General features: G+C 46.1%; 22 protein-coding genes, 1 tRNA gene and 1 pseudogene. 14 read left to right on the forward strand and 10 right to left on the reverse strand.

Annotated features, from left to right (window positions below; all coding sequences use genetic code 11):
- Positions 1–85 precede the first annotated feature (85 nt).
- The 4 genes from BMY78_RS05610 (at position 86) to BMY78_RS05625 (ending at position 4,855) form a co-directional block, all read left to right on the forward strand.
- Positions 86–832 (forward strand): DeoR/GlpR family DNA-binding transcription regulator, encoded by a 747-nt coding sequence (locus BMY78_RS05610; protein WP_090895462.1) that lies wholly within the window; start codon positions 86–88, stop codon positions 830–832.
- A gap of 2 nt (positions 833–834) precedes the next feature.
- The gene (gene pfkB, locus BMY78_RS05615) at positions 835–1,746 is read left to right on the forward strand and encodes a 1-phosphofructokinase (RefSeq protein ID WP_090895464.1); all 912 of its coding nucleotides are present in this window, start codon (positions 835–837) and stop codon (positions 1,744–1,746) included.
- Between the two features lie 137 nt (positions 1,747–1,883).
- Entirely contained in the window at positions 1,884–3,872 is a 1,989-nt protein-coding gene (locus BMY78_RS05620; protein WP_090895466.1) for a PTS fructose transporter subunit IIABC, read from the forward strand.
- A gap of 173 nt (positions 3,873–4,045) precedes the next feature.
- Positions 4,046–4,855 (forward strand): class I SAM-dependent methyltransferase, encoded by an 810-nt coding sequence (locus BMY78_RS05625; protein WP_090895468.1) that lies wholly within the window; start codon positions 4,046–4,048, stop codon positions 4,853–4,855.
- Between the two features lie 111 nt (positions 4,856–4,966).
- On the opposite strand, the gene BMY78_RS05630 is transcribed toward BMY78_RS05625, so the two are convergent.
- Both BMY78_RS05630 and BMY78_RS05635 read right to left on the reverse strand, forming a co-directional pair.
- On the reverse strand, positions 4,967–6,106 hold the full coding sequence (locus BMY78_RS05630) for a zinc-dependent alcohol dehydrogenase (protein WP_090895471.1): 1,140 nt from the start codon (positions 6,104–6,106) through the stop codon (positions 4,967–4,969).
- Positions 6,107–6,183: 77 nt separating this feature from the next.
- On the reverse strand, positions 6,184–7,344 hold the full coding sequence (locus tag BMY78_RS05635; protein ID WP_090895473.1) for an oxalate decarboxylase family bicupin: 1,161 nt from the start codon (positions 7,342–7,344) through the stop codon (positions 6,184–6,186).
- 159 nt (positions 7,345–7,503) lie between these two features.
- On the opposite strand from BMY78_RS05635, the gene BMY78_RS05640 reads away from it, so the two are divergent.
- The gene (locus BMY78_RS05640) at positions 7,504–8,898 is read left to right on the forward strand and encodes a DUF1254 domain-containing protein (protein ID WP_090895475.1); all 1,395 of its coding nucleotides are present in this window, start codon (positions 7,504–7,506) and stop codon (positions 8,896–8,898) included.
- A 110-nt stretch (positions 8,899–9,008) separates the two neighbouring features.
- On the opposite strand, the gene BMY78_RS05645 is transcribed toward BMY78_RS05640, so the two are convergent.
- Positions 9,009–9,893, reverse strand: a complete 885-nt coding sequence (locus BMY78_RS05645; RefSeq protein ID WP_090895478.1) for an SDR family NAD(P)-dependent oxidoreductase — start codon at positions 9,891–9,893, stop codon at positions 9,009–9,011.
- A 204-nt stretch (positions 9,894–10,097) separates the two neighbouring features.
- On the opposite strand from BMY78_RS05645, the gene BMY78_RS05650 reads away from it, so the two are divergent.
- On the forward strand, positions 10,098–10,535 hold the full coding sequence (locus tag BMY78_RS05650) for a MerR family transcriptional regulator (protein WP_090895480.1): 438 nt from the start codon (positions 10,098–10,100) through the stop codon (positions 10,533–10,535).
- Between the two features lie 335 nt (positions 10,536–10,870).
- On the opposite strand, the gene BMY78_RS05655 is transcribed toward BMY78_RS05650, so the two are convergent.
- Complete coding sequence (locus BMY78_RS05655) at positions 10,871–11,803, reverse strand: AraC family transcriptional regulator (protein WP_090895482.1); 933 nt, start codon at positions 11,801–11,803, stop codon at positions 10,871–10,873.
- Between the two features lie 196 nt (positions 11,804–11,999).
- On the opposite strand from BMY78_RS05655, the gene BMY78_RS05660 reads away from it, so the two are divergent.
- The 5 genes from BMY78_RS05660 to BMY78_RS05680 all read left to right on the forward strand — a co-directional run bounded on the left by BMY78_RS05660 (position 12,000) and on the right by BMY78_RS05680 (position 16,696).
- A complete protein-coding gene (locus tag BMY78_RS05660) occupies positions 12,000–12,242 on the forward strand; it encodes an Atu4866 domain-containing protein (protein WP_256221963.1) in 243 nt (80 codons plus the stop codon).
- 26 nt (positions 12,243–12,268) lie between these two features.
- Entirely contained in the window at positions 12,269–13,006 is a 738-nt protein-coding gene (locus tag BMY78_RS05665; protein WP_090895484.1) for an SDR family oxidoreductase, read from the forward strand.
- A gap of 146 nt (positions 13,007–13,152) precedes the next feature.
- Positions 13,153–14,055: a LysR family transcriptional regulator gene (locus tag BMY78_RS05670; RefSeq protein ID WP_090895486.1), complete on the forward strand. Its 903-nt coding sequence runs from the start codon at positions 13,153–13,155 to the stop codon at positions 14,053–14,055.
- Between the two features lie 96 nt (positions 14,056–14,151).
- A complete protein-coding gene (locus BMY78_RS05675) occupies positions 14,152–14,901 on the forward strand; it encodes a spermidine synthase (RefSeq protein ID WP_090895488.1) in 750 nt (249 codons plus the stop codon).
- 178 nt (positions 14,902–15,079) lie between these two features.
- Positions 15,080–16,696: a sensor domain-containing diguanylate cyclase gene (locus BMY78_RS05680; protein ID WP_090895491.1), complete on the forward strand. Its 1,617-nt coding sequence runs from the start codon at positions 15,080–15,082 to the stop codon at positions 16,694–16,696.
- A 79-nt stretch (positions 16,697–16,775) separates the two neighbouring features.
- On the opposite strand, the gene BMY78_RS05685 is transcribed toward BMY78_RS05680, so the two are convergent.
- The 4 genes from BMY78_RS05685 to BMY78_RS05700 all read right to left on the reverse strand — a co-directional run bounded on the left by BMY78_RS05685 (position 16,776) and on the right by BMY78_RS05700 (position 20,034).
- Positions 16,776–17,135: a winged helix-turn-helix transcriptional regulator gene (locus BMY78_RS05685; RefSeq protein WP_090895493.1), complete on the reverse strand. Its 360-nt coding sequence runs from the start codon at positions 17,133–17,135 to the stop codon at positions 16,776–16,778.
- 217 nt (positions 17,136–17,352) lie between these two features.
- On the reverse strand, positions 17,353–17,748 hold the full coding sequence (locus BMY78_RS05690; RefSeq protein WP_090895495.1) for a DoxX family protein: 396 nt from the start codon (positions 17,746–17,748) through the stop codon (positions 17,353–17,355).
- Positions 17,749–17,813: 65 nt separating this feature from the next.
- Entirely contained in the window at positions 17,814–18,806 is a 993-nt protein-coding gene (locus BMY78_RS05695; protein ID WP_090895497.1) for a Gfo/Idh/MocA family protein, read from the reverse strand.
- Positions 18,807–18,846: 40 nt separating this feature from the next.
- A complete protein-coding gene (locus tag BMY78_RS05700; protein WP_090895498.1) occupies positions 18,847–20,034 on the reverse strand; it encodes an adenosylhomocysteinase in 1,188 nt (395 codons plus the stop codon).
- Between the two features lie 234 nt (positions 20,035–20,268).
- On the opposite strand from BMY78_RS05700, the gene BMY78_RS05705 reads away from it, so the two are divergent.
- Positions 20,269–20,352, forward strand: a tRNA-Leu gene (locus BMY78_RS05705).
- Positions 20,353–20,411: 59 nt separating this feature from the next.
- Here BMY78_RS05705 and BMY78_RS05710 read toward each other — a convergent pair.
- A complete protein-coding gene (locus BMY78_RS05710; protein WP_090895499.1) occupies positions 20,412–20,591 on the reverse strand; it encodes a hypothetical protein in 180 nt (59 codons plus the stop codon).
- A 160-nt stretch (positions 20,592–20,751) separates the two neighbouring features.
- Between BMY78_RS05710 and BMY78_RS05715 the strand changes: the two genes are divergently transcribed.
- Positions 20,752–21,906: a sn-glycerol-1-phosphate dehydrogenase gene (locus BMY78_RS05715; RefSeq protein WP_090895501.1), complete on the forward strand. Its 1,155-nt coding sequence runs from the start codon at positions 20,752–20,754 to the stop codon at positions 21,904–21,906.
- A 684-nt stretch (positions 21,907–22,590) separates the two neighbouring features.
- Here BMY78_RS05715 and BMY78_RS05720 read toward each other — a convergent pair.
- Entirely contained in the window at positions 22,591–23,187 is a 597-nt protein-coding gene (locus tag BMY78_RS05720; protein ID WP_024629188.1) for a helix-turn-helix domain-containing protein, read from the reverse strand.
- Between the two features lie 439 nt (positions 23,188–23,626).
- Between BMY78_RS05720 and BMY78_RS05725 the strand changes: the two are divergent.
- Positions 23,627–24,019: pseudogene (locus BMY78_RS05725) on the forward strand (holin family protein); the annotation flags it as partial.
- Positions 24,020–24,071: the final 52 nt, after the last annotated feature.

Below are 24,071 nucleotides of genomic sequence, written 5' to 3' on the forward strand. Positions count from 1 at the left end.
TTGAATGTTTTTAAATTAATTTGAATGAAAGTGATTGTTTTTTACGGATTTTATGATACTATAAAAAGCAGTTGGAGGAATGAAAATGCTAACTGAAGAACGATATGCTGTAATTATAGAGCGCTTACACGAAAGAGGCATTGTGAAACTGCAAGAGCTTGTCGATGTGCTGGGTGCTTCTGAATCAACGATACGGCGCGATTTGATTGATCTGGAAAGCCGTCAGATGCTGAAACGCATTCATGGTGGTGCGGCTCTAGTGAATGAAAAGACGCCGGAACCTGGTATGGAAGAAAAAACGTTCAAAAACATCCAACAGAAAACAGTAATTGCTCGTTTAGCTGCACAGGAGATCAACAATGGTGAATGTATCTATCTGGATGCGGGGACGACGACATTAGCCATGATTCCCTATATTGAAGCCAAGGACGTTACGGTAGTGACGAACGGACTTTCACATGTAGAAGCGCTGGTAAGTAAGCGTATACGCAGCTATCTGCTTGGCGGAATGATGAAAATTCACACTAAAGCCGTGATTGGAAGTATTGCATTACAGAACATGGACAACTTCCGTTTTGATAAATGTTTTATCGGAACCAACGGAGTGGACGCCGAAATGGGGTATACAACTCCTGATCCGGAGGAAGCCTTGATTAAAAGGCGTGCACATCAATTGTCCGGGAAATCTTACGTGCTGGCTGATTCCAGCAAAATTGGGGAAATTACTTTTGCCAAACTGTTTGACCTTGAGGAGGCAGACTTGATTACAGAACGTATGCCTGAACACTGGCGCTCTGTGATCGCCCAGAAAACTAAAATAATTGAGGGATAGCCATGATATATACCGTAACGCTTAATCCTTCCATTGATTACATCGTGGAAGTGGATGATCTGAAGCTTGGTGATCTGAACCGTATGAATCGGGACTTGAAACTTCCTGGAGGCAAAGGTATTAACGTATCTCGAGTGCTTAATCAACTGGGAGCCGAAAACACCGCACTCGGATTTCTAGGAGGGTTCACGGGCCGTTTCATTAATGACAAGCTGAAGGAAGACAACATTCTGACGGACTTCGTTACCATTGCAGATGATACCCGAATTAACATCAAGCTGAAGCATGGAGAAGAGACGGAGATTAACGGACTGGGACCAGCCATTCGACCAGAGGAAGCGGCGGGGTTGCTTAACAAGCTATCCGCCTTGCAAAAAGGAGATATCGTCATTCTTTCGGGAAGTGTACCACCTTCGCTGGGAGCTGATTTCTACGATCGGCTGATCAACGTGTGCAAACAAACGCGTGCCGAATTTGTGATCGATACGACAGGACCCGCCTTAATGGATGCTCTGGTGCATGAACCACTGCTGGTGAAGCCGAACCATCATGAACTGGCTGAACTTTTCGGAGTAACCATCGACACTCAAGAGGAGCTGGTGACCTATGGTCGCAAGCTTTTGGAAGCAGGTGCCAAGCACGTGTTAATCTCCATGGCAGGAGAAGGTGCGCTGTTGATTACCCAAACAGATGTCTACCATGCGAGCGTGCCAAAAGGAATTGTCAAGAACTCGGTTGGTGCTGGTGATTCCATGATCGGTGGATTCGTAGGGACATTTGGATTAAACGAAGACCTGCTTGAAGCGTTCCGAACGGGGGTTGCTTCGGGTAGTGCAACAGCTTTCTCGGATGACCTGGCGACTCGGGAACTCATTGAAGAACTGCGGACTCAAGTCACCATAACCCAAATATAGTCCGTACAAAATGAATGGAATGTATGCCTCTTTTTACGAAAAGGGGATTCAGTGAATAGCAGATAACATCGTAAAAAGTACAATTTTAAGTCGGTCTGCATCACACAGACCGACTGAATTTAAGGGAGTGTACCAAAATGAGAATAACAGACCTGATGATCCAGGAAACGATGATCATGGACCTGCAAGCCACGACGAAAGAAGAGGCTATTGATGAACTCATTGCAAGTTTAAACCGTAGCGGACGGATTAATGATCCGGTTCTGTTTAAGGAAATGATTTATAAACGTGAAGCTGAATCCAGCACGGGGATCGGTGGCGGTATTGCCATGCCTCATGCCAAAACAACAGCAGTCAATGAGCCAACAGTTGTATTTGCCAAGAGTCGAAAAGGCCTTGATTTTGAAGCACTTGATGATGAACCAGCTCATATATTTTTCATGATTGCAGCTCCAGAAGGAGCGGCCAATACACATCTTCGTACGCTTGCTGCTCTTTCCAGGCTGTTGATTGATAGCGATTTCATCTCGCAGCTGATGAGCACGGACACTCCTGAAGAAGTGACTGCATTATTCGATGCCAAACAGGCGGAAGAAGCGGAGAAAAAAGCTGCCAAAGAAAAAGCCGAAGCGGAGAAAGCAGCAAATGCTGCAAATGGAACAAACGCTGGCTCTGGCAGTGGGAATGATCAGAAGCAGAACACATCAGGTCTTATTGTTGGCAATGCGGCATCCGAAGATTTTGTCGTTGCAGTAACCGCTTGTCCAACAGGTATTGCTCACACATTCATGGCTGAAGACGCACTCAAAAAGAAAGCACATGAAATGGGCGTTAATATCCGAGTGGAGACGAATGGCTCCGAAGGAGCACAGAACGTACTGACAGCTGATGAAATCGCTCGTGCCAAAGGGGTTATCGTTGCGGCGGATAAAAATGTGGAAATGGCCCGCTTTGATGGCAAACCGGTATTGCAAAGACCCGTGAGTGATGGCATTCGCAAATCCGAAGAACTGATTCGCAAGGCCGTTAACGGGGACGCTCCGATCTACCGAAGCCAGGGTGGCAGCGGTGGCAAGAGTGAAGGTGAAAGCCAAGGCAAAGTGAGCGTGGGCAGCAAGATTTATAAAGATTTAATGAACGGGATCTCGCATATGCTCCCATTTGTCGTGGGTGGCGGTATTTTGCTCGCCATATCCTTCTTGTTTGAACAAATTGCGAGTCCGGACAATCCTATTGTACAACTGCTGCAAACGATTGGTGGCGGGACCGGTGCGTTCCACTTCCTGATTCCTGTCCTGGCCGGATTTATTGCGATGAGTATTGGTGATCGGCCGGCCCTGATGCCTGGTATGGTCGGTGGCTTGATGGCCGTGAATTCAAACGCCGGTTTCCTAGGTGGTCTGGCTGCCGGTTTCCTGGCAGGTTACGTTGTCATTGGTCTGCGCAAGCTGTTTAAAGGACTGCCTAAAGCAATTGACGGATTAAAACCAATCCTGCTGTATCCAGTGTTCGGATTGCTTATCGTGGGTGCAATCAGTTTCTATGTCTTTGATCCAATCTTCGGCTCCCTTAACACATGGCTTGTAGATGCACTTGGAAACCTGGGTACCGGTAATGCTGTGTTGCTGGGCTTGCTGCTTGGCGGCATGATGTCCATCGATATGGGTGGTCCGTTTAACAAAGCGGCTTATACGTTTGCTATCGGTGTGTTCACATCCAGCGGTAATACGGATGGTGCCTGGATGGCAGCTGTTATGGCAGGTGGTATGGTACCGCCGCTGGCGATTGCACTGGCTACGACTTTCTTCAAATCCAAATTTACGGAGCAAGAACGCAAATCAGGTTTGACGAATTACGTGCTCGGATTTTCCTTCATCACAGAAGGTGCTATTCCATTTGCTGCGGCTGACCCGCTGCGTGTCCTGACATCCTGTATTCTCGGCTCTGCTGTTGCAGGTGGACTGACTCAACTGTGGAGCATTAACGTACCTGCTCCGCATGGCGGAATCTTCGTTGCGGCACTGGCGAATCACGCATTACTCTTCCTGCTTGCTGTAGCAATCGGTGCAGTGATCTCCGGTCTGATCCTAGGACTGTGGAAGAAATCACCAACCGTTGTGAAATAAGTCAAAGGGTAAAGTTTTCTTTAAAATTATAAACATTCTCTATCTAATAATTTGTTTAAAATAAGATGGCATCTTCTCAGTGAAATCCACTGGGGAGATGCTTTTTTATTTCGCTAGAGGTCATTCTGTGATAAGATAAATAATAACAAATTAATGAAACTCAGTTTCATCTAATGAAACGAAAAGGGGGAGATATCGTGTCTAATGAGCAGATTAAAGGACAAGTGCGCAAACAATTTGCTAAAAATGCAGAGAAATACGTGACTAGTGTCGGTCATGCCAAAGGGGATGATCTGGCCTTGCTTGTTGCTTCATCTCAAGCGAGCCTTGATATGAAGGTGCTGGATATTGCCACTGGAGGAGGGCATGTTGCTAATGCATTAGCTCCGCTTGTGGAGCAGGTTATCGCATTGGATCTAACGGATGAGATGTTACAAGTGGCTGAGCGCTTTATCCGGGGAAATGGGCATCAGAATGTGGATTTTATAGCTGGGGATGCTGAACACATTCCTTTTGAGGATGATTTCTTTGACCTGGTGACCTGTCGTATTGCTGCACACCATTTTCCAGACGTACCTTCTTTTATCTCAGAGGCGCTTCGAGTAATGAAACCTGGTGGCAGACTGTTATTAATTGATAATGTGGCACCTGAACGTGACGAGAACGACCAATTTTACAATGAAATCGAGAAGTGGCGTGATGGAAGTCATGTTCGGGCATGGCGTAAGACGGAATGGATTCGGATGTTGGAGCTTGCCGGATTTCGAATGGAAACGATGGTTTCCTTTGAAAAACACTTTATATTTGAAGACTGGTGCAACAGGGCTGGACTTCCGGAGCCGGAGAGCAAAGAGCTTGAAGCAAGTATGCTGAGCGTGCCATCAGTGATTAAGAAGTATTTCAATTTTGAACTGGCGCAGTCTGGCAGACTCGTTAGCTTCAAAGGAGAAAGTGTATATATTCAGGCGGTAAAGGCGAAATAAGGCTTCATCATCATTTAACCAATCTGTTGAAGTGGGCAAATAATAAAATCAAAAAAAGGCAGATTTCCCTTCTTTACACGGGTCCTCTGCCTTTTGATCGTCGTCACATACTCAAGGTTTCAGTATAACTTTGGTACACTCGTCTTCGTGTTCGTAGAAAATCCGATAAGCTTCCTTCGCATTCTCCAGCGCAATGCGGTGAGAAATGATCTCGGTAGGGTCAAATTCGTCAGCCGTGATTTTGCGGAAAAGCTCCGGCATATAGTGAATAACAGGGGCTTGTCCCATTCTCAGGTTAATGTTTCGTTCAAACAGATTGCCTAGGGGGAACATGTTATAGGTTGAGCCATAGACACCCGTTACTTGCATCGTCCCGAATTTGCGCACAGCCTTGATACCGATCTCAATTGCACTTAATGTACCGCCTTGGATTTTCAGCTTCTGTCCAATTTCCTCCAAAGTGGATTTCTTGCCATCCATGCCTACACAGTCGATGACAACATCCGCTCCGCCTTGGGTGATTTCGCGAATATGTTCACCCATATCATCGTAATCTTCAAAATTAAATACTTCGGAATCATTCATTCGTTTGGCTTTGTCCAGTCGATATGGAAGGCGATCCACAGCAATGACTCGTTTGGCACCTTTCATCCAGGCGAATTTTTGTGCCATCAGACCAATCGGCCCGCTGCCAAGCACAGTTACAGTGTCTCCCGGCTTCACCCCGGCATTCTCAACACTCCAGTACGCAGTAGGAAGCACATCGGATAGGAACAACAGAGCTTCATCCTCCAGTTCACATGATTCGGGAATGACAAAAGGCATGAAATTCCCATAAGGAACACGCAAAAATTCAGCCTGGCCGCCAGGATAATTGCCGTATCGCTCCGTGAAGCCAAAATAACCTCCGGTATGAACCTCCGGATTGCGGTTCGAGTTATCGCACTGGCTCTCCATGTCGTGGTTGCAATAAAAACATTCGCCGCAGGAGATGTTAAAAGGCAATACCACTCGATCTCCTTTTTTTACTCGCGTCACTTCAGGGCCGACTTCCTCAACAATGCCCATCGGCTCATGGCCGATGACATAATCCTTCTGGGCTGGCAGAGCTCCCTGATAAATATGCAGATCTGATCCACATATGGCTGTAGAAGTAATACGCACGATGATGTCATCCTTTTGCTGCAATCGAGGATCGTCCACCTCTTTGACTTGAATATCCTTGGTTCCCTGAAAAGTAACGGCTTTCATCTTCATATTCCTCCTTCGTGATTGGGATTATTTAACATTTACCCGATTAGCCTCTATTTGATAGAGATGTAGCTCTACTAAACCACAGGCCATTTTTCTTTACGCAGTGCATGAAGCAGTTCAGGGGAAGCGTTCAGGTTGTCACGCACCAGATCTTCCGGGGTTAATGCCATCCATTGATTCAGGGAGATATCCTCAAAGCGATCACTTCTAAACATCTCCAAAAACCATAACGTATCGGTGCCCGTATTCTGAATATAATGCCCCATGGCTACAGGTACGTATCCAACATCTCCCGCCCGATAGTCAAAAGTGCGCGCGACACCATTTCCTCCAAATACCGTCATTCTTCCTTGCCCAGTCAAATAGTATTGCCATTCATCCGCATTGGGATGCCAGTGAAGCTCGCGCATGCCTCCAGGCTTGATTTCGACGAGTGCTGCGGCAACGGTTGTAGAGATCGGGAAATTGGTAGAGTCCACAATGCGCACACTGCCTCCTGGTGTAATGATCGGTTTCTGGGCTAACAGCCGGTGTTTGAAGGAGAGCGGAACGGTGCCATAGGGGGACTGCACTTCCTGGCTTGCGACGGAACCAGGGACCTGATCCTGAAAAATGTAAACCTGTTCTGTTGGCATGGAGTGGAATGCGGATTCAGGTACGCCAAAATTGACGGATAACACTTCTGGTGGCGTATGCGCAAACCAATCCGAGATGGATAATGTATTCAGATCAGAGAAGGACCCGTCATCAAATACAAGCAAAAACTCACACCCATCCTCCAAACCCTGAATGGAATGAGGCAGACCTTTTGGGAAAAACCACAGATCTCCCGGTCCAACATCTGCAATAAAATTACGACCTTGCTGATCCACGGACGTGATCCGTGCTGTACCCCAGATCATATACGCCCATTCCGATTGCTGATGCCAGTGCAGCTCCCGTACGCCTCCAGGTGTAAGACTCATATTCACACCAGCCAGTGTTGTAGCGATGGGCAGATCCCGTACCGTAATTTCGCGGGACCAACCGCCATGGTTTAACTGCATATGTGTATCGGAAAAAGACATTCTCAGGTTGGGTAATAAGCCGTTGTCGGTTATCGGAGGCACCAGCATATCGGGATTTTGTAAATCTCTCATCACATCCCGAGGTCCCAGATCGGGTCCTCCGGCACCGTCTTTTCGTATTGGCTGGGGTATAATTAATGGCTTGCCATTGTTGTTTTCATTTTTCATATGCGGATTCCTCCAGTTCATCACTTCATCCCATGACAGATGTCGGTATAGTGAAAGATTATGAACCAGAGCCTGGCAATTATGAGGGACGGGAATTGGAATAATCTGCGGTAATGAGGTGGAAAATAACGTGAAAATTCATGATAGGTGGTGAGTGGAATGCGTAAACGTTTCAGGTTATTGCTTTACATCTGTTTCATCGTTGGGATTGTATCCACTTCGATCGTCGCGAGGCCAATGGAGGTTCAGGCCAGTCCAGATTACATAAAGAAAAACAAAGTAGCTTCTTCTCAGGAACAGTTGGCTTATTCGCTTGGGGTTCAGGCTTACATATACGGCTATCCACTGGTAGTTATGGAACATACGAGACAGATGGCTCTGAAAACAAGGGCTCCGCTCAATCAGTTTTATTATTCCAGCAAGCTGGCTTCTCCCCAATATCACGATATTGTAACTCCTAATAGCAATACGCTTTATTTTAGTGCCTGGCTGGATCTCTCCAAAGGTTCAGTGGTCCTGAACGTTCCAGCTAATACGGATGACCGTTATTACACCGTCCAAATGCTTGATGCGTACACCAATACGTTCAGGAATGTGTCCAATCGTACGACCAAAAACAAGGCAGAGCAATTTACCATCGTTGGGCCGGCTGGAAGCAGTAATGTAACCAAAACATCTATCCAAACGCCAACGCCAATCGTTTGGCTGCTCGGACGTGTGCAAGTGAATGGAGAAGAGGATCTGAACCGTGCAGCTGCTTTCGAGAAACAATTCACCCTCTCAGCACCAACCCGTAATCCTTCCAGTGGCATAACAGACGATTCGTCTTTGAATCAGATGTCTTCCATGAAGAACGATCCGTTAGCTTTTTATAAAATCATGACGGAGCAGATTCGGCAAAACCCTCCGCCTGCCTGTGATGCAGTTCTGCTGGATCAGTTCAAGCTAGTTGGCATTGATCCTGCCAAGGGGTTTGAACCAGCTGATCTGAATGCTGCCACGAAAGCCGGACTACTGCGTGCCGCAAAAGATGCGCAGGGTATCATTACGAATTCAGTCCAATCGATCCCGACCACCAATGGATGGTATATCGGCCATAATATTGGAACCTATGGCAACCAATTTCTGCTGCGAGCTGTCGTTGCGTATTCCGGTTTGGGCGCCAATGTCCCGCAGGAAGAGCTATATGCACGTGCATTTGTTGATCAAAATGGGGAAAAGCTGCAAGGCAAGCAGCGTTATGTGTTGCATTTTAACCCGAATGATCTTCCACAGGTGACCGGATTTTGGTCTCTCACCCTGTATGGCTCGGATTTTTATCTGGTCGATAATGCCATTCGCAGATATTCGATTGGGGATTTGACGAAAGGTTTGCTGTACAACCCTGACGGTTCATTGGACATTTATATCCAGCCATCTGCTCCTGAAGGGAAAGAGTCGAATTGGCTTCCCGCACCGCCAGGAGAATTCAATTTGGTACTGAGAATGTTTGCGCCGAAACCATCGATGCTGGAAAGGGAGTATGAAGTACCTCCGGTCGCCAGGATACAATAGGGATGGTGCTGGATACCATAAATCAACGGATTAAATGAATTCAAAGGAACAGCAAAAAGACGTGACCGATACGCTCGGTCCCGTCTTTTTGGATAAATACAGAAGAAAGCTCAGATCCTTTTTTTGCTTACTGGATCGGTTTTGGAGTCAAGCTGCATAAATTCATGCTCATAAATGTCATGTACTCTGTTCAGAATGGCTGAGCCTTGATCCGTAAAACGAAGATGGGTGGGTTTGTTTTTCATCAAGAAAGTACCGGATGTAAGCTTGGTTTGCGCAATGGCAGCGTTATAAAGCAGAGAAGCTCCGTGACTTGGATGTGGGAAGAACAGCTTCATGATTGGTTTGATGTAAAAGGGCAGTCCGGATGTTTTGTTACCTCTGAGTGTATTGTTGCCTCCAGGGTCCACGCTGAGTAACCGGATTCCCTTAGCCGCAGGGGAAGCAGCAGCTTCGCGTGTCCACAAGGACAGTGCCAGCTTCGAGACGGCATAAGGACCGAACAGCTTTTTGAACTCGGCTGGATGTTCCAGAATGTTCAGGTTAAACTGTTTGACCATATTAAACGCACTGGTGGATGTATTAATAACGGTTTTCAAGGTGCTTTTGTGAAGAAGATCCTGTAGTTCCATATAAATGATGTACGGCACCACTGTCTGTAGTTCAAAATGCATTTCATGCCCCTGATCGGACAAACGGAGATCGTTACCGCTCCCCCCGGCATTATTAAACAATACATCTATGGTATCCGTTTCGGATTTAATCTGGTTGAGTGCTTTTCTCAGACTATCGTACTGAGTAAGATTAGCTTGAACCCAACGGAGCTGGCCGGAGCGCAATCCGTCCTGAATATCACTGTCCTCCTTTGGAAAAGCAGACCGGTTAAGGCCGATAACTTCCCAGCCTTCGGCTAACAAGATGCGAGTCAGTTCAAGACCGATTCCCGAAGTTGATCCTGTAATTAAGGCTGTGCGACGTATATAGTTTGAATTCATATAAATACCTCCTGAGTGAATGGGATGACAGAGCCAATCTGTCTAATGCGCTCATTCTATAATTTGGAGTCGACTCCAAGTCAAGCGAACTGTTGGCTTAAATTTTAATTTTTGAGTAGTGGAATGTTGGAACTCATCACACCTTGACTTGGAGCTGACTCCAAGTTGTAAGATAGAATTTAATGAATGCGGAGGAGGTCAACGATGATGAATGATCCTGTAGTGTTCTCTATTAAAGAGACGTCAGAACAAGCCGGATTATCGGAAGATACGATTCGTTATTATGAGAAGATAGGACTTCTTCCCCGAGCTGAACGCAAGGCCAATCGCCATCGGGTATACCGTCCGGAGGATATTCAGACGATGAAGCTTATTACTTGTTTGAAAAAAACAGGTATGTCTCTGGAGGAGATGAAGCCTTATCTACAGATGTCGGTGGATTCGGACCTGGAAGATTTCCCGGATGAGCGTGATATGCTGTTAAACCATCGGAAGAAGATTGAAGCGCAGATTGTCTCCTTGCAGCAGATCGTCGATTTTATCGATGAGAAGATGGAGAAGCGTAGCATGTTTCCGGATGAGTGCCCGATTACCGGGGAGAAACAGATGTCTGTTTTTGAAAAAAAGAACATTTTCTCCTGAACGCTGCAAGCTCAGCGGAACCCAACAAGGGATGTCCCGCAAGTCATGAAATATGACAGGAACATCCCTTGTTCGTGTTATTTTGTTTGAATGAACCTGAGACACGCTATTCGCTTCCATATGCCCGGATCTGAGATCTAAGGAATCACAGAGACGTTATTTCGTCGATTCGGTCGATTTTTTAGGTTTTGACAACGTGTTATGACGAAATAGCGTTACTGAGGTTCCTAAAATCTTGCAAGCGTTGATGATCTGCATTTTAAGTTGCGGTAGGTTCGTTAGCGCTTGGAGCAAGGCGGAATTTCCTTTTGAGACAGCTTCATTTTTACTTAAAGTCAGCACTCGATATGGAGTGTCTGCCGAAGGCGTTTGATATCACTTTTGGGAGGAAGGCCATACATGCGGGCGTACTCCCGACTGAATTGGGAAGGACTCTCGTAACCAACCTGGAATGCAGCATCGGCTGCATCGGTTGAACCTGCAAGCAGCATTCGCCGGGCCTCCTGCAATCGAATCTGTTTTTGATATTGCAGTGGACTCATGGCGGTAATAGCCTTGAAATGATAATGCAAGGAGGACGTGCTCATGTTGATCATAGAAGCCAATTGCTCGATTCGCAGCGGTTGGGCGTATTCTGATTGAATCACTTCAATGACCTGAGCGATATGCTGTGCGTGACTGTTCTGAATTGCAAACTGCCTAATGGAATGTCCATGTTCATCCTGTATCAGGCGATATAGAATCTCGCGGATCATAAGCGGTGCAAGTACAGGAATGTCTTCAGCTGTATCCAGCAATCTGACCAATCGGATTACGGCTTCCAGAAGTGGAGGCTTGGTTGAACTTACAAACAACCCGCGACGTGTTGAATTGTCGGGTTTATTTTGCGTAGAGGGAGAATCCTGAATAAGATCAAAAATCTGCCCTGATGAGAAATCAAGTCGCAGGCAGAGATAGGGATGTTCTGTAGTGGCCTGTACAACTTGCCCTGAAATAGGCAAATTTATGGAAGCGACCAAATACTGTGAAGAGTCATAGGTGTAGCTCTCCTGCCCGAGAATAACCAGTTTGGACCCTTGGGCTACAATGCAGAGGGCGGGTTCGTGCACGGTATGAATGGGCTCTGAAACCTGGGAAGCACGGATCAAAGCAAGCGAAGGAATTGCTGTTAGATGAACCCCGTCTTCGTGGGTGAATCGGCCGATTAAGCGAGCCAATTCCTGCTGCTGCTGAATAATAGCTGTATTCTGTTCCAATTTTGAAAACATGGATTGCAGGCCCTCCTTTCCTCGTACTTGTTAACCATTTTAGAATGTGCTGGACGAATAGGCAAGAATACTGTGGGATTCTTCTATCGCACATAGACTGATCCCTTACATAATGAAGATAAGCAATTGAATCTGTTGGAAACAGAAAGGAGTGTCCTGGAAATATGGCAGGCAAAACATCGGGAGAAAACAAGAAGTGAAGCACCCGTATGTTGGAATGTGGGTGACGAAGGATGGCTACATCAAGCACGAACTTCTCCCTGACGGTCGCTATGATGAAGCGCGGGGAAATAGGCAAAGTGCATATCAAGGTCGGTACGTAGTCGATGGAGACCATATTGAATATGTGGATGATACCGGCTTTACCGCAGATGGAGATTTTAAGGACGGTGTGCTTTACCATGCGGGCATGGTGCTGTACAGAGAAAGTGCACAATAAAATATTGAATGGGGAGAGAAATCAAAATGTCTAATGTAAAAGGAAAAGTCATTGTGATTACGGGTGCAAGCAGCGGAATTGGGGAGGCAACGGCGCGTCTGTTGGCAGAGCATGGTGCACATGTTGTCATTGGTGCAAGACGAGTGGATCGTCTGGAGGCGCTGGCGTCCTCCATTCGTTCGGAAGGTGGTTCTGTAGAATATCATGCACTTGATGTTACACAGCTGGAAGAGATGCAAACGATCGTAGAGCTTGCGCTCAGTCGTTATGGACGTTTGGATGTGATTGTTAATAACGCAGGAGTCATGCCGTTATCGCGCCTTGAAGCGCGAAAAGTCGACGAATGGAACCGTATGATTGATGTTAATATTCGGGGTGTTCTACACGGCATCGCCGTGGGGCTACCGGTTATGAAAGAACAGGGTTCCGGCCAGTTTATTAATATCGCCTCTATTGGTGCCTATGCCGTGACCCCAACAGCCACAGTTTATTGTGCAACCAAATACGCTGTCCGTGCGATCTCGGAGGGTTTGCGCCAGGAGGTAGGCGCAGATATTCGCGTGACCCTCGTATCACCAGGTGTGACTGAATCCGAACTTGCCGAATCCATCTCGGATGCTGAAGCACGCGAGTTTATGAAAGACTATCGGCGCATAACCATTCCGGCCACGGCGATTGCTCAGAGCATTCTGTACGCGATCAACCAGCCGGCTGAGGTGGATGTGAATGAAATCGTGGTGAGACCAACAGCAAGTATGGCTTAAACCTCTCTGTAAGTAAAACTCCAAAGACGTCCACAACCATATGTACGGGTTGAGGGCGTCTTTTTGTACCCTGAAAGAGAGCTCGTCCGGGTTGCAATATGGTATAGTATGATCAAGTAACGCACCAGAGAGAGGGGAATAATGCATTGACGCTGCAACAGCTAAAATATGTGATTGAAGTCGCCACGCGTGGCTCGATGAATGAAGCCGCCAAGCGGCTGTTTATTTCCCAGCCCAGCCTGTCGAATGCCATCCGGGATCTGGAGCAGGAGCTGCGGATTACCATTTTTGAACGCACAAATAAAGGAATTACGCTGTCCAAAGAAGGTGTGGAATTTCTAAGTTATGCGCGCCAAGTGGTGGAGCAGGCGGAATTGCTGGAGAATCGTTATTTGAACGCGAAGCCGTCTCCGCAGCATTTTTCCGTCTCCACACAGCACTATGCGTTTGCAGTAAATGCCTTCGTTAAGCTGGTGCAGCAGTATGGACAGGATGAATATGAACTGGCTCTGCGGGAGACGAAAACGTATGAGATTATCCAGGATGTGAAAAGCCTGCGCAGCGAGATTGGCATACTATATCTGAATGAATTCAATGCCAAGGTGATTAACAAGCTGCTTAAGGATGCGGGGCTGGTGTTCAACAGTCTGTTTGTTGCCAAGCCGCATATTTTTATCAGTGTGCAAAATCCGCTGGCGAAGCAGGAATCGGTTGCGATTGAACAGCTTCAGGATTATCCATACCTGTCCTTTGACCAGGGGGAATATAACTCCTTCCATTTTTCAGAGGAGATCCTAAGCACGCTTTCTCATCCCAAAAGCATACAGGTTAATGACCGAGCTACGCTGTTTAATCTGCTAATCGGTTTGAACGGATACACGATCTCGACAGGTGTACTTAGTGCCGACCTGAACGGGAACGAGATCATCCCCGTGCCGCTGGAGTGTGAAGAGACCATTAATGTCGGATGGATCAGCCACAAAAATGCTTCGCTTTCCAATCTGGGGATGGAGTATGTCCAGGCTCTGCATGAGGCGATTCAATCGTAAATAGTCATGGAAAACCGTTTCCGTTCCAGCGGAGTCGGTTTTTTTTAGGAACACACTTATAGTCATTTGCGTAAAAGTACGAAGGGAGAACGGTCAGTGCGAGTTTTATACCGAAATAAGAGTGAACAGCATGAGTTGATGATATATGATACATCCAAGCTTTATGGGGAAAAGGGCCGTTTTCGTGTGCTGGAGTTCTCCAATGCAGCAGTTCAGGGGGCGATGGATCTGGACGAGCCATCCCGAATGGTGCTGGAGTATCCAAGAGCGATGGTGCATCTGATGGAACGAAATAATCCCGATTATGAATCTGTTTTTGTCATTGGGCATGGTATTGGAACCTTATCAACCTACCTGTCCAACCGTCAAGTAAAAGTTGCCGAACTCGATGCAGAAGTCGTTGAGCTCAGCAGAACTTTCTTTGGATATCGTGGAGATCATGTGCTGGTTGGTGACGGTCGTGAACTATTGGAGCAGGAGGCCTCAGGTTCATACCATTATATTATTGTAGATGCCTTTACGGCTGCAGGAACTCCTGCACAGTTTACTTCAAGCTCATTTTTCACTATGTTAAAAAACAAATTGCATTCTGGTGGTATCGTATTGCTGAATGTATTTGGTCGTGTTGGCAATGACAGACTGGTGAATGCGATTCATGCCACGTTACAGGAACACTTCGCGTATACGCGCTCATTTGCATTGCCAGCTGAAACAACGGATGAAGTTCAAAATCGCATTTTGGTCGGTAGCGACGGACCGATTTCATTTCAAACGCGTCATATGGCTGGGTTTGTAGAACAACAGCCTGGCGAGGGATATGTAATTGTGGATTCATATGAATCTTAATCTTGAATCCAGATCCAGTAGATTTCGAAGAAAGCGGCTTCCATGTCATCAAATGTCATCAAATCGTCAATCTTCCGATTTAATTTTCTTAACTTCATAAACTATTTATTTCTTCTTAACAACTTTCGTATAAAATAGAAGGAATATGCCTTTTCATGAAAAACCGGGGGAAGCAATAATGATCGCAGAGAATAAAACATCCAGATTAAAAAGAAAAGTAAGGAAGATCAAAAAAATCAGCCTTACCGCTCTATTGAGTGGATTGGTCACCATTGCTGTTTTGATGACACTGACCATTATGTTTATTTCATCTTATACATCCCAGAAGCAGTCGCTGATTGATAGTACACTCTCACTTAATTATTCCAGTGCCGTGCAGATGAGCCAAACACTGGACTCGTTGTTTCAATCCATGCAGACCAGTTTGAAGTATTCAGCGAGTTATTTTCCGGAAATAGACTACTCAGATGCGAAAAAACTGGATTCTACACTGGATTTGATTCGAAACAGCAGTAATTATTTCAATTCGGTTTCTCTGGTTGATGCATCGGGAATTATTCGGGGTTCCTCTCCTTATTTGGAAAAAAGCCTCGGACAGCCTATAACTTCTGATGCAGCCAAAAAGGCGTTTAAATCAAGGTCTTCCTATATATCCGAAGCCTACCGCGGGCCTTATTCGGAACGAAGAATCGTATTTATAAGTGAACCGATCTTCAGTCCATCAGGTAAATTCAATGGTTTAATTAGTGGGAGCATCTATCTACAGGAAAACAACATCTTGAACCTGTCATTTGGCAGTCAGCTGAAGACCAGTAATGGCTCTTATTTTTTTATTGTTGATGCCAAAGGGACGTTGTTGTTTCATCCGGATACGGAAAGAATTGGTGAAAATCTAAGCAAAAATCAAGTGGTGCAAAAATTGCTTCACGACCAGACAGGCAAAGAACAATACAAGAATCTGGCGGGTGTGGATTCACTCGCAGGTTATTATAAGGTTCCCACAACAGATTGGGGAGTTGTCGTTGTATCTCCAACCCAGATGGTATACGATCAACTGAATCAACATATTCGCATGCTGCTGCTGTACACTTCAATCCCGTTTATCATTCTGACACTTATCGTTATTCGTGTAGCGCGCAAGCTGGCCAGTCCATTTGTTTATCTTGCGGACTTGGTTAACCAGGTGGATCAGGGTAAAGTAGATCTGCCTGTAATGAAGCCGCATTGGAACAGGGAAGCGGATTTGTTAACACGCACCGTGTTGACCGCATTGGCGAATTTTCGAAAACAGAAGGATCAGCTTACTTATGATGCCAGAACGGATGTATTAACCGGAATGACGAATCGTAGAACATTTGAAGAAGTCATCCAGCGCTGGATTGATGAAGAAATTCCTTTCTCCATTGTGGTCCTGGATATTGACCGCTTCAAATCCATAAATGATACGTATGGGCATCATGCAGGGGATCAGGTTCTGCAGCATATCGCGAATATTATTAAACTGTCCGTTCGGACGCAGGATGTAGGCTCCCGTTTTGGCGGGGAGGAGTTTGTTGTGTTATTGCGACATACGGATTCCAAAACAGCGTATCAGATTGCCGAGCATATCCGTGTATCGGTGGAACAAAGTATATTGCCCATTGATCGTTCTGTGACGATTTCGGCAGGCATTGCCGAATATCCACTGCATTCCACAACGGCAACAGAGTTGTTCCATTTGGCTGACAATGCGTTATATCAAGCCAAGGAAGAGGGACGTAATCGTACCATTACCATTCAGACGGTCATAAAATAAGGTTTGCGTACCTTCAATCTTGAAAAACAAAAGAAGCTGATCCCATCGAAGAAAGGATTAGCTTCTTTTTGTCATTTGTTTAGACCTCTTGTGATCTGGCCAGGACTTCATTTGTATACTGTTCTCCCCAGTCTCGCATGCTGTAAATAATCGGCTGGAGCGTTTCTCCAAACGGTGTAAGCGAATATTCCACTTTGGGTGGAACCTGAGGATATATTTCCCTGTGAACAATTCCGCTGTTTTCCAGCTCTCTTAATTGGAGAGTTAACATCCGCTGAGTAATATCAGGGAATAACTTTCTGATCTCGTTGAATCTTAACGAGCCGGAGAATAGGTGATATAGAATCGCACCTTTCCATTTGCCTCCAATGACGCTCAGCGTGACTTCAACGGAACAGCCATAAGGCGAGGGACACACATCTTTCGCGTTCATTTTCATTATAATTGCACCTCCAGTTTGTGGTGGTTATTTATAGTATCCATTTCAGTACTACAGCACTTAAATGTACATATTACTCATCTATGAGCATATCACTTCTCCCTTGGATTATAAACCCCATCCCATGCATTGACATGAAGTTAAAACAAAAAGGAACCCCGGTTTCGTATCACGAAACATCGAGGTTCTCAGGAATAGAAAGGAATGGAAAGCTAGATTAGATTAAAGCGTCCAGAGAATACGCCCCTGCACCCGCTAGTGCAACACCGATTAGCGATCCGAGCATAACCAAATTGTACTCAAATCCTCCGTTTAGATTCCAAAGCCCTTTACCTGCATGGACTTTTGCTATGGCAACAAGCATAGGGATGATGAGCAATATGGCAGCAAAACCAGTCCAGAGACCCGTCCCAAACAGGAACCCGCCGATCAATTCAATAAGGCCCCCACAGACAGCCATAACTCTCGCAGGCCTCAGACCAATCACCCCGAAAAATGCGGCTGTTCCTGATATGCCTTCTCCACCAAACCAGCCAAACAGTTTCTTGCATGCATGACCCATCATAATAAAACCAATAACAAGTCGAATAATAAGTAATCCGGCGTCTAACATATGTTTATTTCCTCTTCTCAGGTTGTATAAAATGATAAAATGATGGAACGAATATCGTACGAATCTCAGATCAGCGACGCCAGAATGGTATCACACAACGCCATAGTTTCAATATTATCCGTACCACTGGAACGTGGATCAGATTTGTTCTGACAGCATTCCATAAAATGAGCCATCTCCCCTACAAATCCTCGTAAGTAGAGATCGCGATAAGCCCCTGACATGGGAGAGCCAGAAGGGGTGAAAACAGTATCCTGCTCCTCAAGGGATTTCCAGGGAAGGGTATCCCCTGTACGAGATTGATGAACCGTAAGTGTGTTAATTTCATCTGCTAACGCAAATCCATCGTCAAAGGTGACAAGTACACTTTCGCTCTCGCGTGACCATGCACTCATTCCGACAAAGTAGGCACTGCCCACCACACCTTGATCAAATTTCAGGGAAATGCTCTGGTTAATATGTTCTCCGTCTTTAACCGACGTGCCTGTGACCTGTACGGCTTCCCCGAACAGGAAACGCATCAGATCGACCATATGAATGGCAGCGAGCTTCATGAATTGTTCCTCATCCTTGCAGAAGGGTGTGCTGTCTACAGCGAATTTCATTTGGAAAGAACGTGCTCTGCCCAATGATCCACCATCGATCAGTTCCTTGAGTTTCATGTAGACCGGCGCATATCGTTTCATGAATCCAACCATGACAACCACACCTGCCTTTTGGGCAGCTTCAGCCACAGCAGCAGCTTCAGCAGCATTCCATCCGAGGGGTTTATCCACGTATACATTTTTGCCAGCCCGGATGCATTCAAGGGCAAGTGCTGTCTGATCCTCTGGTTGCGCTACAACAATCACGCCGTCACAGTCTTCATTCTGCAGCATCAGCTGAGTATTGTCATACGCGTTCCCGCTGCTCCCAAAACGAAGCAGAGCCGCCTCGGACCTTTCAATACTGCGGGTGGCGACGGCTTGAATTTCTGCTCCTGCTTCAACAGCAGATGGATATATATTCGTGGATGCATGGAATCCTGCACCGATAAAACAAAGTTTGGCTTTTTTCATGTGAACCTCTCCTTTAAATGCAGATCACCAATCACACGGATTAGATTTTGTAGCTTAAATGCTTCAGCATCTGTCCGGCAATGGTGTTGTTAACGCTGTGAGGAACCGGCTGTGGTCCGAGGGTGAGATGTTGGCGTTGCTTTACAAGATAGTGGAGAGAGGCGGCTTGCAGGGACAAGCCCAGATCCATCGTTTCGGCAGGGTTGCCGCTGCCACCAGCTAGGTTCAGCATCTCGCCTTGAGTAAGTAACATGAGTCGACGTCCGTTCGCTAATGTAAATTGTTCGATATCCGCTGTCAGTTGTTCCGAATGCTCTGCGTCCTGACGGAGACTTTCCAGATCCATCTCCCAAGAAAAATGCCCGGCATTGGCGAGGATCGTTCCGTCATTCATTTGATTAAAATGTTCCTTCAGAATGGCGTTAGGACGGCCAGTGACAGTAATGTACACTTGGGCAAATTCAAATGTATCCTCCAATCGTGCCACTCTGAATCCATCCAGTGCCGCTTCCAGGCCAGCAATCGGATCGGTTTCAACAACGACGACCTGGCTGCCCAGATTCCGCAAATACCTGGCAATGCCTCGTCCGCAGGTTCCATAACCTACGATGACGAAACGACGTGTGGGCAGAATCAGGTTTGTAGTACGCATAAAACCTTCAATAATGGTCTGTCCAACACCGTGTTCATTTTCCATGATTCGTTTGAGTGGACTATCATTAATAACAATAATCGGAAAAGGGATGTTCTCACCCGTCTCTTCACGCAGCAGATTGGCACCGGTCGTCGTTTCCTCCGTACCACCGATAAGAGAATGAGTATCATACTGCTGAATGAAGGTACGCGCCAGATCGGCTCCATTATCCATGAGGAGATGGGGGTGGTGACGAAGTACACTGTGGATATTATGCAGGTGCTCATTGCGCCTGTCCGCACGTTGACCATATACCGTGATGCCTTCTTCCCGCAGAGCTGCTGTGACGGCATCTTTGGTTGTGCCCGGGCTGCCAGTCAATACAACGTTGGCTCCGCCTGCTTGAAGTGTGCGGCATAACACAGCTGTTTTGGGCTCCACATGAATACATATACCGATGGTTAAGCCAGCAAAAGGCAGCTCTTTGGCAAACTGGGATTTCAATTCGCCCAGCAGGGGCATATGCATTTCCGTCCAGTGAATGCTGCGTTTTCCTTCTTCAATATGTTCTTGTGTAGTGTTCTTTATCGTCATGCAAAACTCCCCATTTCTATGCAAGGTATAGCGTGTCCAAAAGGACACTTGATCTGCTTAATGTCTACGATAGGGAGTTTGATGAGGTTAAAAAAGGACATATGTCCTATGCATTGCAGCTAGTAAAAAAGGTGTTGCAAACTTATTTGAGAGCATGTATACTCTTAATTACGGTAAAACAAGCAATGGCTTGACCGGAATGCTTTTCATCCAGGATGAGAAGATACATATTATGCGGTCGTGGCGGAATTGGCAGACGCGCACGGTTCAGGTCCGTGTGGGCTAACCCCCGTGGAGGTTCGAGTCCTCTCGACCGCATCGAAGAAAAAAAGCTCGCGAAATTGCTCTAAAAGGCAATTCGCGAGCTTTTTTGTTTTTTATTTATTGAATATGAATTGCTGCACACACAGGCCTGCAATCGCTCCAGCAATACCAAAGAGCGCAACACTTGCCATGACCTCATACGCCTGTAAACGAAACAGAAAAGCAATGCCGCTGCCCAACGTCGTTCCTGCGAGAAATCCGAGAGAAATCCCTATTTCTTTGGTTAATTTCATAGGTTCACCTGCTTGGGAATGTGAGTTTAGGATTTGCAAATTTTTAGAACAGGAAGTAAAGTGTGATCAGGAAAATACTCACATTTTATTTCCTTTTTTCATTTTGTGGTTTTACCCATGTAATTATGCATGATATTTCTTAAGGGAGGTTAAGAGCGAAATGAATATGAACGAGCGAATTGCTGCATGGAATGAAGAAGCGCAGAATTGTAATTGTGGGCATGATCATCGGTTGGTGCAAATGCAGGTCTATCTGGAGCATGGAGCTATTCAGCGGTTACCTCGCTATTTGTCCGAGCAAAGGTACAAACATGTAACAGTGGTATATGATCGATTTACAGGGCCAGCAGCAGGACACGAGGTGGTAAAGAACATTCGTGAAGCAGGCGTTCATGTGGATGAGATATGTATGCCAGAGAACAAAGCGGGGGACGTGATCGCCGATGAGGGTGGAATTGTGCAGGTACTTTTGGGTGTGAAACAGGAAAGTCAGGCGATCATTGCTGCTGGCTCAGGGACCATTCATGACCTGGTGAGATTTGTTTGCTCCAAAATGGACAAGCCCTTTCTGTCCGTACCTACAGCGGCTTCGGTTGACGGATTTACTTCAGCAGGTGCACCTCTTATTGTCAGCGGCGTCAAACAGACGTTCCAGGCGGTGCCGCCAGAAGCTATTTTCGCGGATGTTCATATATTGGAGCAAGCTCCCCAAGAGATGAATGCTGCCGGATTCGGAGATATGCTTGGTAAATATACATCACTGGCGGACTGGGTAGTTTCCAGGGATATGGGTGGGGAACCGTTCTGCCCCGTAGCTTACCGCATGACGGAAGAAGCACTAACGACCTGTGTGGAGAATGTCAAAGGTATCGCTGAAGGACGGGCCGATGGTGTGACTGTATTAATGGATGCGCTGATTGCTTCCGGTATTTCCATGCTGATCATTGATCATTCCCGTCCGGCATCTGGTGGAGAGCATCATGTGTCCCATCGGTGGGAGATGGATCTGATGGAGGCAGGGCACAAACCTGTTTTGCATGGAGCCAAGGTGGGAGTGGCCTGTGCACTGCTTACCGTAAAATACAAAGATCTTGCACAACAATCCGACGAGCCGGTTTTCCGTGTATACAATAATCTGCCGGATGCATCGCAGCTTACAGCTTGGCTTGAGCAAGTTGGGGGCCCTACAACAACTGAACAACTGGGTGTATCCATGGAGATGGTGGAACATGCGTTCACCACAGCTCATTTGCTTCGAGATCGATATACGGGACTGAAATATATCAATGAAATTCTTAACGTGGGTTCGAAATAAGGATGAAAGAAATAGTATGAACAAGTGTTATCTAATGACTTTAGTTGTACGTACAAATTGTGAGTGCGTAATGTAATGTACGAGACAAGATACTATCTTTGTTTACAATAGAGATGGTGTTATTTGATTCAACAGCAATATTTTCAGATGAATTTTTGAAAAACACGGTCATATAAGGGGGTAGGATAGAGCGGACCAAACGTTACACAAGCTGAATTAGAGTGTAGATTGAAGCCTGCTCCCTTAGGGGAAAGGCTTTTTTTTGTATCCCATATAAAGTGTTGGATTAAATTGTTCGTACAAATATTTTGTGGAAATGATGCTAACGATAAAGTTCTATTTCTTTAAATGATCCATGATTTAATGGAGTTGGTTAGTTGGCATCGATGAGGTACATATGGGGATGAGTCGCCGCGCCTTTCGATAAGGAAGTGATCTCCTCGTTCGGAGAGCACGCTGTACCGGCTCAGGTGAAGGAGTGACTGGGAGTGAAGGAATGATGCATCCAAAGCTGTTTGGAGGACAAGAGAGCCGCTTATCGCCCCTGAGAGACGATGCTGAGTACCTGAGTACACCCGACTGGAGAAATGATAATCTAATTTAACCTGTACGATAAAAATAATAATTTAAAAAGGCTCTGTCTTTCCCATGGGGGAGGACAGAGCCTTTTGGTTGTTCGCTAATTTAGTTATTGTGGCGATCTTTCAAGATGACATCTGCGAACAAAATAGTTTTCGGGATGCGGAAAAATTGTTCCGCTTGTTCCTGAAACGCAGCAGAAGGCAGCGTTCCCTGATGCAGCCATTTGCGGAAAGTGCCGGGGTGAACCCCGATCCAGTGGCTGACATCTGTCACCGACAAATCATGGACCATGCACAAGCCTGTCAGAATACGGTTGCTAACCGGAGAACGGGTCACCGTACGCTTCATGAAGCGGGAAGGCTCGGGCTGACAAATGACAGGGCTTTTGCGTACCACTTCTTCATTAAAAAGAATGTGGCGCGGGTAGCCGAGCAATTGGCATGCCTTGTCCAAATTGGTACTGCCGGGTATCCGTCCTTCATACACCCACGCGCTGACGCTGCGTGAAGAGATGGATAGATCTTCGGCGAGCTGAGACAACTTGATATCATTGGCCATCAGCACGGCAAGAAGAACACGGTTGCGGATTTGACAGCGTGTCGGTTTTCGGAATCGTTTAACACGGACGCCTTTTCCTAAATATTTACGGTTGATCAGAGACCACGCCTGGATGGAATGTTGTTCTGGTTGATTAGGCATATTTCCTCCGATTTTTTTAACCAAATACTACAATAAGTACGGGGGTACTTTCAAGTGCCGGGTGCACCTGTTTCAAATGAAGGGATGCGTGAATCCTCTACAAAGGAGGAGTTATGAACTAGAACAGGCGCAATTCACATCCTAGTATATTCCTAGATTACAATGTTTCACTAAATTTAAGGGATGAAATAGATAATGAATAAAAATAAAATGAGTCTAATTACCTATTAGTGAGACTATAGTACTTTTATCTATTTTTTGTTGATATGATGCGGTTTATTTCCCTGATTTACCCATAAATATTCGATTTTCGTTAAAGGAACCAATTACCAATGTGCACAAATCTGAAATTAGAAATCCGCGTGTTCGGCCGGGCAGGTGGCCTGTCAAAATCTCTTACTCTTACATATCTTGTATGGAGATCAAGTGAGAGGGAGAGGTGAGAAACGTGAGTCCATCCGTAAGTACCTTTGCTGCCATTTCAGGGGCGTTCATGACGTTTGCTTTTGGTGGATGGGATCAGCTGCTTAGCTTGCTGGCGGTTGCAATGGCTGTGGATTACATTACGGGTCTCGCTGCGGCAGTAAGAACGGGTAAAGGATTGAATAGTAATGTTGGATTCTGGGGGCTCGCCCGCAAAGGTCTCATGCTGACGGTTATTCTGCTTGCTCACCGAATTGACCTGCTCATGGGAACGGACATCATTAAAGGGGGAGCCATCTACTTTTATCTGGTGAATGAGCTGATATCCATTACCGAAAATTATGCCCGCATTGGGCTTCCATTGCCAGACAAGCTCAGACAGGCTATAGCGGTGCTTAAAAAACAGGAAGATTTGTCTGACCGGGAATGGCCTATACCGCAGCCGAATGTGGAGAAGAAGG

Origin of the sequence: Paenibacillus sp. OK076 (assembly GCF_900110055.1) — a bacterium.
GTDB lineage: Bacteria > Bacillota > Bacilli > Paenibacillales > Paenibacillaceae > Paenibacillus.

Excerpts from the sequence above, each read along its gene's own strand:
- BMY78_RS05610 (WP_090895462.1), top strand. The coding sequence starts at position 86 with ATGCTAACTGAAGAACGATATGCTGTAATTATAGAGCGCTTACACGAA.
- pfkB (WP_090895464.1), top strand. The coding sequence starts at position 835 with ATGATATATACCGTAACGCTTAATCCTTCCATTGATTACATCGTGGAA.
- BMY78_RS05620 (WP_090895466.1), top strand. The coding sequence starts at position 1,884 with ATGAGAATAACAGACCTGATGATCCAGGAAACGATGATCATGGACCTG.
- BMY78_RS05625 (WP_090895468.1), top strand. The coding sequence starts at position 4,046 with ATGAAACGAAAAGGGGGAGATATCGTGTCTAATGAGCAGATTAAAGGA.
- BMY78_RS05630 (WP_090895471.1), bottom strand. The coding sequence starts at position 6,106 with ATGAAAGCCGTTACTTTTCAGGGAACCAAGGATATTCAAGTCAAAGAG.
- BMY78_RS05635 (WP_090895473.1), bottom strand. The coding sequence starts at position 7,344 with ATGAAAAATGAAAACAACAATGGCAAGCCATTAATTATACCCCAGCCA.
- BMY78_RS05640 (WP_090895475.1), top strand. The coding sequence starts at position 7,504 with ATGCGTAAACGTTTCAGGTTATTGCTTTACATCTGTTTCATCGTTGGG.
- BMY78_RS05645 (WP_090895478.1), bottom strand. The coding sequence starts at position 9,893 with ATGAATTCAAACTATATACGTCGCACAGCCTTAATTACAGGATCAACT.
- BMY78_RS05650 (WP_090895480.1), top strand. The coding sequence starts at position 10,098 with ATGATGAATGATCCTGTAGTGTTCTCTATTAAAGAGACGTCAGAACAA.
- BMY78_RS05655 (WP_090895482.1), bottom strand. The coding sequence starts at position 11,803 with ATGTTTTCAAAATTGGAACAGAATACAGCTATTATTCAGCAGCAGCAG.
- BMY78_RS05665 (WP_090895484.1), top strand. The coding sequence starts at position 12,269 with ATGTCTAATGTAAAAGGAAAAGTCATTGTGATTACGGGTGCAAGCAGC.
- BMY78_RS05680 (WP_090895491.1), top strand. The coding sequence starts at position 15,080 with ATGATCGCAGAGAATAAAACATCCAGATTAAAAAGAAAAGTAAGGAAG.
- BMY78_RS05685 (WP_090895493.1), bottom strand. The coding sequence starts at position 17,135 with ATGAAAATGAACGCGAAAGATGTGTGTCCCTCGCCTTATGGCTGTTCC.
- BMY78_RS05690 (WP_090895495.1), bottom strand. The coding sequence starts at position 17,748 with ATGTTAGACGCCGGATTACTTATTATTCGACTTGTTATTGGTTTTATT.
- BMY78_RS05695 (WP_090895497.1), bottom strand. The coding sequence starts at position 18,806 with ATGAAAAAAGCCAAACTTTGTTTTATCGGTGCAGGATTCCATGCATCC.
- BMY78_RS05700 (WP_090895498.1), bottom strand. The coding sequence starts at position 20,034 with ATGACGATAAAGAACACTACACAAGAACATATTGAAGAAGGAAAACGC.
- BMY78_RS05710 (WP_090895499.1), bottom strand. The coding sequence starts at position 20,591 with ATGAAATTAACCAAAGAAATAGGGATTTCTCTCGGATTTCTCGCAGGA.
- BMY78_RS05715 (WP_090895501.1), top strand. The coding sequence starts at position 20,752 with ATGAATATGAACGAGCGAATTGCTGCATGGAATGAAGAAGCGCAGAAT.
- BMY78_RS05720 (WP_024629188.1), bottom strand. The coding sequence starts at position 23,187 with ATGCCTAATCAACCAGAACAACATTCCATCCAGGCGTGGTCTCTGATC.